1 protein-coding gene is annotated in these 12,397 nt (G+C 72.7%); it reads right to left on the reverse strand.

Annotation, left to right across the window (positions count from 1 at the left end; translation table 11 throughout):
- Positions 1-39: 39 nt before the first annotated feature.
- The gene (locus ACT2CW_RS05345) at positions 40-12,393 is read right to left on the reverse strand and encodes an SDR family NAD(P)-dependent oxidoreductase (protein WP_445515711.1); all 12,354 of its coding nucleotides are present in this window, start codon (positions 12,391-12,393) and stop codon (positions 40-42) included.
- Positions 12,394-12,397: the final 4 nt, after the last annotated feature.

The following is a 12,397-nucleotide window of genomic DNA, read 5'->3' on the forward strand; positions in this document are numbered from 1 at the left end:
GTTTCACCCGGCCCTCAGCGGTCGTCGCGCGCGGCACATTCAGGACACACCCAGTTCGTTGTCGATGAAGTCGAGAACCTGGGCCGCGGACGCGGACTCCAGCCTCTCCGCGGCGGTCATCTCTTCCTCCGCCGGCTTTCGTGTCGCCTTCCACTTCGCCAGCAGCCCTTCGAGCCGTGCCGTGACCGCCCCCGAGTCGTCGGCTGCCATCTCGAGGCCGATCAGAGTGGTTTCGAGCCTGGCCAGCTCGTTGAGGACCGGATCGGCGCCGCCCCGGCCCGGCGTGGCGCCGACCGCCGGGGCGATGCGCTCCAGCAGGTAGTCGGCGAGCACCGCCGCGTCCGGATAATCGAAGACGAGGGCGGCGGGCAGGCGCAGACCGGTGGCGGCGGCGAGCCGGTTGCGCAGTTCGACGGCGGTCAGGGAGTCGAAGCCCAGCTCCTTGAAGGTGGTGTCCGCCTGCACCGCTTCGGCGTCGGCGTGTCCGAGCACGGTGGCCACATGGCCACGGACCAGCTGGAGGACGGCACGTCGCTGTTCCGCGGCGGACAGGCCCGCCAGCCGGTCGGCCCAGTCGTCCGGCCGTGCGTCGGCCGCCGCCGTACGCCGCGCCACCGCGCCTCCGACACCGGCGCCGCAGGCGGCGAGGGCGCGGAGCGTTGCGGGGAGACTGCCGGCGGGCTGGGCTGCGAGGACACGCGTGTTCATATCCGCCGCGATCAGTTGGTGGCCGCCGTGCTCGGACGCCGCGTCGAGCAGCCGGAGGGCGTGGTCCGCGGCCATCGCGGTGACGCCCGAGCGGGACATCCGGGCCAGGTCCGCGTCGGCGAGCCCGCCGGTCATCTCGCTGGACTCGGCCCACAGGCCCCACGCCACCGAGACCGTCGGCAGGCCCAGCGCCTGGCGGTGGGCCGCCAGCGCGTCGCAGAAGGCGTTGGCCGCCGCGTAGTTGGCCTGCCCCGGGCTGCCCATGACCCCGGCGGCCGACGAGAACAGCACGAACGCGCCCAGGCGCAGATGTGCCGTCGCGGTGTGCAGATGCGCCGCGGCGGTGGCCTTCGCCGCCCAGACCCGCGCCAGCCGCTCGGGAGTCTGCGCGGTGACGACCGCGTCGTCCAGCACACCCGCGGCATGGACGACCGCGGTCAGCGGATGCTCGGGATCGACCCCCGCCACCAGCTCCGCCACGGCTGTCGCGTCGGTGACATCGGCCGCGACGACGCGTACCCGCGCGCCCAGGGCGGTCAGCCGGGCGGCGAGGTCCCGGGCGCCCGGCGCGTCCGGGCCCCGGCGGCTCACCAGCAGCAGATGCCCGATCCGCCACACGCGTACGAGGTGTTCGGCGACCAGCGCGCCCAGCGTGCCGGTGCCACCGGTGATGAGGGCCGTGCCGTCCGGGTCCACCGGGGCGGGGACGTCCAGGACCAGCTTGCCGGTGTGCTTGGCCTGGCTGAGGTGGCGCAGCGCCTCACGCGTCCGGCTCAGCGGCCAGGTCCGCACCGGCAGCGGCGGCAGGGCGGCGGTGGCTCGGATGACTTCGACAGCTCCGGTGGCGCCAGTGACTCGGGTGAGTTCGGTGTCTCCGGCGGCTGCGGTGAGCTCGGCGGCACCGGTGGCTCCGGCGGCGGCCCCGGTTGCCCCCGCGGCCTTGGCGGCACCGGCAACCTCAGCGGCACCAGTGCCTCCGGCGGCCTCGGCCGCCCGCGTGGTGAACAACTCGCCCAGTTCGCCCAGCATCCGGCCGATGCGTTCGGGTCCGGCATCGGTGATCAGGTCGTAGACCTGGTACGTCACCCCGGGATGGTCCTCCGCGACGCGCTCGGGGTCACGGAGGTCGGTCTTGCCCATCTCCATCAGCCGGCCGCCCTCGCCCAACAGCCGCAAGGAGGCGTCGACGAAAGGCCCGGCGAGGCTGTTGAGCACCACATCGACACCACGTCCACCGGTGGCCTCGCGGAACACCCCCTCGAAGTCCAGATCGCGCGACGAGGCCCGATGGGCCGCATCGATGCCCATCTCCTCCAGCACCCCGTGTTTACCGGGGCTCGCCGTCGCGTAGACCTCCGCCCCCAGGTGGCGGGCGATCCGCACGGCTGCCATGCCGACACCGCCGGTCGCGGCATGGATCAGGACCGATTCCCCGGCCCGGAGCCCGGCCAGCTCCACGAGCCCGTACCAGGCGGTCAGGTACGCCACCGGCACCGAGGCCGCCTGCGGATAGGTCCACCCGGCGGGAATGGGCGCCACCATGCGGGCGTCGGTCACCGCCGTCGGGCCGAACGCGCGGTCGAAGACCCCCATGACCCGGTCGCCCACCGCGAGCCCGGTCACCTCGGGGCCGATGTCGGCCACCACGCCGGCACCCTCGCCACCGAGCCCGGTCTGGCCCGGGACCATGCCCAAACTGATCAGCGCGTCACGGAAGTTGATACCGGCCGCGTGCACCGCCACCCGCACCTGGTGCGGCCCGAGGGGATCGAGCACCTCCGGGCACGGCACCGGCTTCACGTTCTCCACCGTGGCCGCGCCGGTCAGTTCCAGCCGCCATGCGGGCCGGCCCACCAGTGCGGCCACGCCCCCGCTGCTCACGCCACCGGCGCGGATCAGCCGGGGCGCCCGAAGCCGCCCCGCCCGCAGTGCGACCTGCGGCTCGTCCAGACGCACCGCACACGCCACCGCGCCGCGCACGTCCTCCGCGAGCGGCTCGGCGTCCGGGTCGAGGTCGACCAGAAGGAAGCGCCCCGGGTTCTCCGCCTGCGCGCTGCGCACCAGCCCGCACACGGCGGCCCCGGCCATGTCCACGCCGCCGTCTCCGGCGCCCTCCGCATCGGGGGCGTCGATCGCCACCGCTCCCCGCGTGACCAGCACCAGCCGGGCGTCCGCCAGCCGAGGTTCGGCCAGCCAGCCCCGCACCAGCTCCAGCGCCCGCTCCGAGGCCGCCAGACCGGCGGCCGCCAGGTCCGTGTCCACGTGTGTCCCGGAGGGGTCGTCGAGGCCGGGCGGATACGCGATGGCCACCGAGGGGGCGGGGTCGTCACCGCCGAGGGCGGACACCAACGCCTCCAGATGCGGATGGCGTACCGCGTCCGGCACGAGTGGCCCGCACTCGTCCGGGCCCAGCACCACCCAACGGCCGCCGTCCGCCGGATCCGGCTCCTGGCACTCCGTATCGGTGTCCTGTGCGGGAACGGGCAGGGGCGTCCACTCCAGGGTGAACAACCCGTCCACCCGCGGCCCACCGGAGCTCTGGAGCTGGTCGACGGCGGCCGGTCGCATCACCAGCGAGTCGACGGTCAGCACCGGACCCCCCACGGCGTCGGCCACCTCGACCCGCAGCCCGCGCTCGCCCTCGGCGCCACCCGCCTCCTGCCGCTGGGGCGAGAGCCGCACCCGTACGGTTGTGGCACCGCCCGCCCACAGCGATACGCCGTTCCAGGCGAACGGCAGCCACACCCGGCCGTCGTCGTGGTCCTCCTCGGGCCGGTCCAGGAGGAACGCCGGATGCAGCGCGGCATCCAGCAGTGCCGGGTGGATGCCGAACCCCTCCGGGTCTCCGGCGGCGTCGGGCAGCGCCACTTCGGCGAGCACATCGGTGCCGTCCCGCCACACCGCCCGCAGTCCACGGAACGACGGCCCGTACGCGTATCCGGACGCCTCGGCGCGCTCGTAGAACCCGTCCAGCCGTACGGGCTCCGCGCCCACCGGCGGCCACGCCCGGCCCGGCTCGTCCACCGGGCCCCGCTCGGGGCTCTGGGGGGACGGCGGGCCCAGGATGCCCTCGGCGTGGCATACCCACCCCGGGTCGGCGCCGGGCTCGACATCACGGTCGGGCCGGGAGTACACCCGCACATCGCGCCGCCCGTCCTCGGTGGCCACCCCGACCACCACCTGGACACGCAGCCCACCGGACGCGGGGAGGACGAGCGGGACCTGGAGCGCCAGCTCCTCCACCCCGCCGCAGCCCGCCTCGTCGGCGGCCCGCAGCGCCCACTCCACCAGCGCCGCGCCCGGCGCCAGCACGGCGCCCGCCATCACATGCTCGGCCAGCCAGCCCCCGGCGCCCCCGGCCGAGATCCGGCCGGTCAGCACCAGCCCGCCATCGGCGAGCCCGACGGCCGCCGGCAGATGTGCGTGCTCGACGCGCTGTAGCCCGGCGGCCCCCACGTCCCCGACGCCACCGCCCGCCGCCAGCCAGTAGCGCTCGCGCTGGAAGGCGTACGTCGGCAGATCCACCGTCCGGGGCGCCGGATCGGCCGGGAACCAGCGGGCCCAGCCGACGTCCGTGCCATGGGTGTGCAGTTGGGCGAGGGCGTGGCCGAGTGCGTGGGCATCGGGCCGTTTACGGCTCAGGGTGGCGGCCACCAGCGGGCTCGGCCGCCCGGTCCCGCTCTCGCCCTCGCCCCCGCCCTGGTCGGTGTCGGCCGTCGCGTCGTCGGCGGCGGCGAGGTGCTGAAGGGTGTGCTGGGTCGCGGTGGCCAGGACGGGGTCGGGGCCGAGTTCCAGGAAGACGCCGGTTTCGGGCGCGATATGAGCGACGGCGGGGTGGAATCGCACGGGCTGGCGGATGTGCCGTACCCAGTAGTCCGGCGTGGCCATCTCCTCGTCGGCCGGCTCACCGGTGAGGTTGCTGAGTACCGGAAGGGTGGGCCGGTGGAAGGTCAGACCGTCGATGGCCTGCGCGAACGGCTCCAGGATGGGATCCATCAGCGGGGAGTGGAAGGCGTGGCTGACCGTCAGGGGCCTGGTCTTGCGGCCCTTCACCGCCCAGGTCGCGCGGATGTCGGCGACCAGTTCGATCGGACCGGAGACCACGGTGTTGCCGGGGGTGTTCAGAGCGGCGATGCCCACCTGGCCGTCGTATGCCGCCAGATCCTCGGCGAGTTCCTCGGCGTTGGCGGCGATGGTGGCCATGCCCCCGCCGGTGGGGAGTTGGCCCATGAGCGTGGCACGGGCGGCCACGAGTCGGCAGGCGTCGGGAAGGTCGAAGACCTCGGCTACATGGGCGGCGGCGATCTCCCCGATCGAATGACCGATGACGGCGTCCGGGCGTACGCCGAACGAGTCGAGCAGCCGCGCCAGGGCGATATGCAGCGCGAACAGCCCCGCCTGGGCATAGGTGGTGTGGTCCAGCAGCCCCGGCCGCCCGGCCACACCGTGGAAGACCACATCGCGGAGGGGATGTTCCAGATGGGGCTCGAGCAGCCCACAGACCTCGTCGAACGCCGTGGCGAACACGGGGAATCGGTCGTACAGCCCCGCACCCATCCCTTGCCGCTGGCTGCCCTGACCGCTGAAGAGCCACACCGTCTTGCCCGCCGCCGCTCCGCTGCCGGGGAGCACCACGCCCGGATGGGGTTCACCGGTGGCCAGCGCCTCCACGGCGGCCAGCAGCTCGGCGCGGTCATCGCCCAACGCCACCGCCCGGTGCTCGAACAGCGACCGGGTGGAAGCGAGCGACCAGCCCACATCGGCCGCCGACATCTCCGGATGCGCGGCCATGCGTTCGGCCAGCGCGGCGGCCTGGCCACGCAGCGCCTCCGCGCTCCGCGCGGACAGCGGCCATGGGACGGCCTGTAGGTGGTCGGGAGAGGTCACGGGCTCGGTCGTGACGCGCTCGACCGGCTCGGGGGCCTGCTCAAGAAGGAGATGGGCGTTGGTGCCTGAGGCGCCGAACGAGGACACACCGGCCCGGCGTGGCCGCTCACCGTTCGGCCACTCCACCGCCTCGGTCAGCAGCCGCACCGCACCGCTCCCCCAGTCCACATGCGGGCTCGGCTCATCGATATGCAGCGAAGCGGGCAGCGTTCCGTGCCGGATCGCCTGCACCATCTTGATGACGCCCGCGACACCCGCCGCCGCTTGGGCATGGCCGATGTTGGACTTGATCGAGCCCAGCAGCAGCGGCCGCTCGGCCGGGCGTTCCTGGCCGTACGTGGCCAGGAGCGCCTGCGCCTCGATCGGATCGCCCAGCGTCGTACCCGTACCGTGAGCCTCCACCGCATCGACGTCGGACGGCGACAGCCCGGCGCTCGCCAGGGCCTGGCGGATCACCCGCTGCTGGGAGGGGCCGTTGGGCGCGGTGAGCCCGTTGGACGCGCCGTCCTGGTTGACCGCCGAGCCACGGATCACCGCCAGAACGTCGTGGCCGTTGCGGCGGGCATCCGAAAGCCGTTCCAGCAGCAGAACACCCACCCCCTCGCCCCAGCCGGTGCCATCGGCGGCCGCCGCGAAGGGCTTGCAGCGGCCGTCGGGGGCCAAGCCGCGCTGACGGGAGAAACCGGTGAACACATCCGGAGTGGCCATCACCGTCACCCCACCGGCCAACGCCAGGGTGCACTCCCCCTGCCGCAACGCCTGGCTCGCCAGATGCATCGCCACCAGCGACGACGAACACGCCGTGTCCACCGTCACCGCCGGACCCTCGAAGCCAAGCGTGTACGCCACCCGACCCGAGACCACACTGCCCGAGCTGGCCAGCATGGCGTAGCCCTCCAGCCGTGCATCGCCGCCACTGAGGCCCGCCGCGTAGTCGTGGTACATCACACCCGCGTAGACTCCGGTCGGGCTCCCCTTCAACGACACCGAATCGATCCCCGCCCGCTCCAGCACCTCCCACGACGCCTCCAACAGCAACCGCTGCTGCGGATCCGTCGCCAGCGCCTCCCGAGGATTGATCCCGAAGAACGCCGCATCGAAGGCGTCGGCGTCGTACAGGAACCCGCCTTTGCGCGCGTACGAGGTGCCGGGGTGGTCGGGGTCGGGGTGAAAGAGCCCGTCCAGGTCCCAGCCCCGGCCGGTCGGAAACTCCCCGATGGCGTCACGGCCCGAGGCGACCAGATCCCAGAGCTCCTCCGGGGAGCTGACCCCGCCCGGGAAGCGGCAGGTCATCGCCACGATGGCGATCGGCTCGTCCGCGTCGGCCCTCGCGGCGAGGGGAGCACTTGAGCCCGCGGTCTCGCCGGTCAGCCGAGTGCACAGATACTCCGCCAACACCCGAGGCGTCGGATAGTCGAACACCAACGTCGCCGGCAACCGCAACCCCGTCACCACCGACAACCGATTACGCAACTCCACCGCCGTCAACGAATCAAAACCCAACTCCTTGAACGCCGCATCCACCCGCACCTCACCCAACGAACCAAACCCCAACACCGCCGCCACACCACCCCGCACCACATCCACCACCACACCCAACCGACCCGCCGCATCCAACCCCACCAACTCAGCCACCAACCCCGAGGTCCCCGTCTCACCGGCCGCCATTCGGCGCGCGGTCCGGCCGGACACCAACCCCCGCAGCACCGCCGGAAGATCCTCACGAGCCACCCCGGCGGTGTCGACAGCGGCGGCGACACAGAGGGAGCCGCCCTGCGCACAGGCGGCGTCCAGCAGACCCAGCGCCTTCTCGCTGGACATCCCGGTGATGCCCGAGCGGGACATCCGGGCCCGGTCCGTAGCGGCGAGCCTTCCGGTCAGCTCACTGGCCTGGGCCCACAGGCCCCAGGCCACCGACAGCCCCGGGAGGCCATGGGCCTGACGGTGGGCGGCGAGGGCGTCGCAAAAGGCGTTCGCCGCCGCGTAGTTGGCCTGGCCCGGGCTGCCCAGGACGCCGGCGGCCGACGAGAACATCGCGAACAGCGACAGCGGAAGGTCGGCGGTGGCGGTGTGCAGATGTGCCGCGCCCGCCGCCTTGGCCGCCCACACTCGGGCCAGTCGCTCGGGTGTCTGGGAGGTCACCACCGCGTCGTCGAGGAGCCCCGAGGCATGGATGACACCGGTCAGTGGATGGTCGGCGTCGATCCCGGCCACGAGCTCGGCCACCGCCGACGCGTCCGTGACGTCCACGGCGGCGATCCGCACCCGTGCGCCCAACTCCTCCAGATGCGCCGCCAGTTGGCGGGCTCCTGGGGCCTCCGGCCCGCGGCGGCTCACCAGGAGCAGCTGGCCGACCTGCCAGGTGCGTACCAGATGTTCGGCCACCAGGCCGCCGAGGGTGCCGGTGCCGCCCGTCACCAGCACGGTGCCATCGGGATCGAGCGCCACCGGGGCGTCCCGCCCCTCCGGACCGCTGTCGACGGAGGCGCGGATCAGCCGTGGCACCCACGCCCGGCCATCCCGCACGGCCAACTGCGGCTCGTCCAGGTCCATCGCCCGCGCGACGGCGTCCCGTACGTTGTCCGCACGCACATCGACCGCCGGGCCAGGGTCGAGGGCGGGGTCGAGGTCGAGGTCGAGGTCGAGGTCGAGGTCGAGCAGCAGGAAACGCCCCGGGTTCTCCGCCTGAGCGCTCCGCAGAAGACCCCAAAGCGCGGCGGCGGCCACATCCGTACCGCTCTCGGCGATGTCAACCGCGCCATGGGTCACCACGACCAACCGGGCATCGGCCAGCCGGGGCTCGGCAAGCCACGTCTGCACCAGCGCCAGAGCCCGTTGTGCCATCGCCAGACCGGCGGTCGCCAGGTCGGCCACGGTGTCGGCATCGGCGTCCGGGCGCGGGAACTCGGCGAGCACCACGGTCGGGACCGGCTCCCCGTCATCGAGCTTCGCGAGCAACGTCTCCAGATCCGGGCCAGGCCCCTCGGCCGCCAGCACCGCCCAGCCGTCGCGATCGGCCACCGGCTCGTCGGTCCGAGTCGGCTGCGGCAGAGGGGTCCAGTCGAGCACGAACAGACCGTCCGCAGCACGCGTCGCCCCAGCCCGCAACTGCTCCACGGCCGCCGGTCGCGTCACCAGGGAGTCGACGGTCAGAACCGGATCGCCCACGGCATCGGCCACCACCAGCCGCAGCCCGCGCTCCCCCTCGGCCCCGTCCCGGTGCGGGGACAGTCGAACGCGTACGGTGCTCGCTCCAGCGGCCCACAGCGACACCCCGTTCCAGGCGAACGGCAGCCACACCTGGCCACCACCGTCCCGCTCCTGTTCGGACTCCGTGTCGAGCAGGAGGGCCGGGTGCAGGGCCGCGTCGAGCAACGCCGGGTGGATGCCGAACCCCTCCGCGTCGCCCGCCGCCTCGGGCAGCGCCACTTCGGCCAGTAGGTCCGCACCGTCCCGCCACACGGCGCGCAGCCCCTGGAAGGACGGCCCGTACGCATAGCCCGCCGCCGCGGAGCGCTCGTAGAACCCCTCCAGATCCACCGGTTGCGCACCCGTCGGAGGCCATGTGCCGCCCAGCCCCTCGGCCGACCGGTCTGCGGCCTCCAACGCCGGGCGCAGCGCCCCCTCGGCGTGGCACACCCAGCCCACGTCGGCGCCCGAACCGGCCTCGCCGTCCGGACGGGAGTAGATCCGCACATCGCGCCGCCCGTCCTCCGCTGGGGCGCCCACCACCACCTGGATGCGCAGTCCGCCCGACTCGGGCAACACCAACGGCACGTGCAGCGCCAGCTCCTCGACCCCACCACAACCGACCTCGTCGGCCGCTCGCAAGGCCCACTCCACCAGGGCCGCGCCCGGGGCCAGGGCAGCGTCCGCCACGATGTGCTCACCGAGCCAGCCGCCATCGCCGCCACCGGCCGCAATGCGCCCGGTGAGCAGATGGGTGCTTCCATCGGCCAGCTCCACGGCGGCGCCCAGCAGCGGATGGCCAGCGGCGACCAGACCGAGGCCGCTGGGGTCACCCGCCGTGCCCGAGGCGTTCATCCAGTAACGCTGGTGCTGGAAGGCATACGTGGGCAGATCGACCGTACGAGGGGTGGGATCGGCCGGGAACGCGGGCCTCCAGTCGACCTCCACCCCGGCGATGAACGCCTGGGCGAGCGAGTGGAGGAGCTGGGCCTGGCCTCCGTGGTCGCGACGCAGCGTGGACACAGCGACTGCGTCTGTGCCCACTTGCTCGAAGGTCTCCTGCATTCCGATGGTCAGCACGGGGTGGGTGCTGGCCTCGATGAACACCCGATGCCCGTCCGCCAGCAACGCCTCGACCGCGTCGGCGAACCGCACCCGCTCCCGCAGATTCCGCACCCAATAGTCCGTGTCCAGGCCAGCCGCATCGACTCGGCCACCAGTCACCGTCGAGTAGAACGCCACCTCATCCGCACCACCGACAACCGGACGGACACCAGCCAAAACCTCATTCAGCTCCTCACGGATCTCCTCCACCTGAGGTCCGTGCGAGGCGTAATCCACCTCGATCAGCCGCGCCCGCTCCCCTGCCTCCTGACACGCGGCCACCACAGCGGCCACCTGCTCCGGCGGACCAGAAATCACAGTGGAGGAAGGGCCGTTGACGGCCGCCACACCTACGTCAACGGCTCGATCGCCAAGCTCGGACAGCAGTTGCCCCGCCCGCTCCTCACCCACACCGAGCGACGCCATCGCCCCACCACCGGCCAACCGCCGCAACGCCTTGCTGCGCAACGCCACAACCTTCGCGCCGTCTTCCAGGGACAGCACACCCGCGACGACAGCAGCCGCGATCTCACCCTGGCTGTGGCCCACCACCGCCGCAGGACGTACGCCGTGTCCGGCCCACACCGCCGCCAACGACACCATCACCGCCCACAGGACCGGCTGGACCACATCCACCCGCCCCAGATCCGCCGCGCCTTCCACCCCACGCAGCACATCCGAAAGCGACCAGTCCACATACGACGCCAGCGCCCGCTCACACTCCGCCACCCGCGCCGCGAACACCGGCGACACCCCAAGCAGCTCCGCACCCATCCCCACCCACTGCGAACCCTGACCGGGGAAGACCAGCACCGGACCGACGTCTCCCGTCAACGCCGCCGCACCCGACCGCACCACACCCGGATGCGACCCACCCCCCGCCAACGCCTCCACGGCGGCCAACAGCTCCACGCGGTCATCGCCCACCACCACCGCCCGATGCTCGAACACCGACCGAGTGGTGACCAACGACCACCCCACATCGACGGGCAACAGCTCAGACGCGCCGCCCACCCGCTCGGCCAGGGCGGCGGCCTGGCCGCGCAGCGCCTCCGCGCTCCGCGCGGAAAGCACCCACGGCACCATCCCACCCACCACAGACGACGCCGCCGCCACATCCTCCTCAGGAGCCTGCTCCACAATCACATGCGCATTGGTGCCGCTGATCCCGAACGCGGACACCCCGGCCCGGCGTGGCCGCTCGTTCCTCGGCCACTCCACCGGGTCCGTGAGCAGCCGCACCGCACCGCCGGACCAGTCCGCGTGCGGGGTCGGCTCGTCGACGTGCAGCGAGGCGGGCAGCAGCTCATGGCGCATCGCCATCACCATCTTGATGACACCGGCCACACCCGCCGCGCCCTGCGTATGCCCGATGTTGGACTTCAGCGAGCCGAGCCACAGCGGCCGGTCCTCCGGCCGATCCTGGCCGTACGCGGCGAGCAGCGCCTCGGCCTCGATGGGGTCACCCAGTGTGGTGCCCGTGCCATGGGCCTCCACCGCGTCCACCTCGGCGGAGGACAGCTGTGCGTTGATCAGCGCCTGGCGGATCACTCGCTGCTGGGAGGGGCCGTTCGGCGCGGTGAGCCCGTTCGACGCGCCGTCCTGGTTGATGGCCGAGCCCCGGAGCACGGCCAGCACCTGATGGCCGTTGCGCTGGGCATCGGAGAGCCGCTCCAGCAGCAGGAGTCCCACGCCCTCCGAGAAGCCCGTGCCGTCCGCGGCGGCCGCGAAGGGCTTGCAGCGGCCGTCGGGGGCCAGGCCGCGCTGGCGAGAGAACTCCACGAAGGTGTTCGGGGTGGTCATCACCGTCACACCACCGGCCAGAGCCAGGGTGCACTCCCCCTGCCGCAGCGCCTGGCAGGCGAGATGCATCGCCACCAGCGACGATGAACACGCCGTGTCCACCGTCACCGCGGGGCCCTCCAGACCGAGGGTGAAGGCCACCCGGCCGGAGACGACGCTCAGGGTGTTTCCGGTGAGCAGATATCCTTCCGCGCTCTTCTCGATCCGCGGGGTGCCGAAGCCGAGGATTCCGGCGCCCGCGTAGACCCCGGTGGGGGTGCCCTTCAGCGAGGTGGGGTCGATCCCGGCGCGTTCCATCAATTCCCAAGAGACTTCGAGCAGTTGGCGCTGCTGGGGTTCGGCCGCCAGGGCCTCGCGGGGGCTGATGCCGAAGAAGGTGGCGTCGAAGCCGTCGGCCCGGTCCAGGAATCCGCCGTGGCGGACATAGCTGGTGCCGGAGTGGTCGGGGTCCGGGTGGAACAGCCCGTTCAGGTCCCAGCCGCGGTCGGCCGGAAACTCCCCGATCGCGTCCCCGCGCGAGGCGACCAGCTCCCACAGGTCCTCGGGCGAGGTGATTCCGCCGGGAAACCGGCAGGCCATGCTGACGATGGCCACCGGTTCCTGGGCACGCTCCTCCATCTCGCGAAGTCGTCGACGCGTCTGCCCCAGATCGGCCGTGACCTTCTTGAGGTACTGGCGGAGCTTCTCTTCGGTACCCGACATCAGT

This window comes from Streptomyces sp. NEAU-174 (assembly GCF_052665095.1).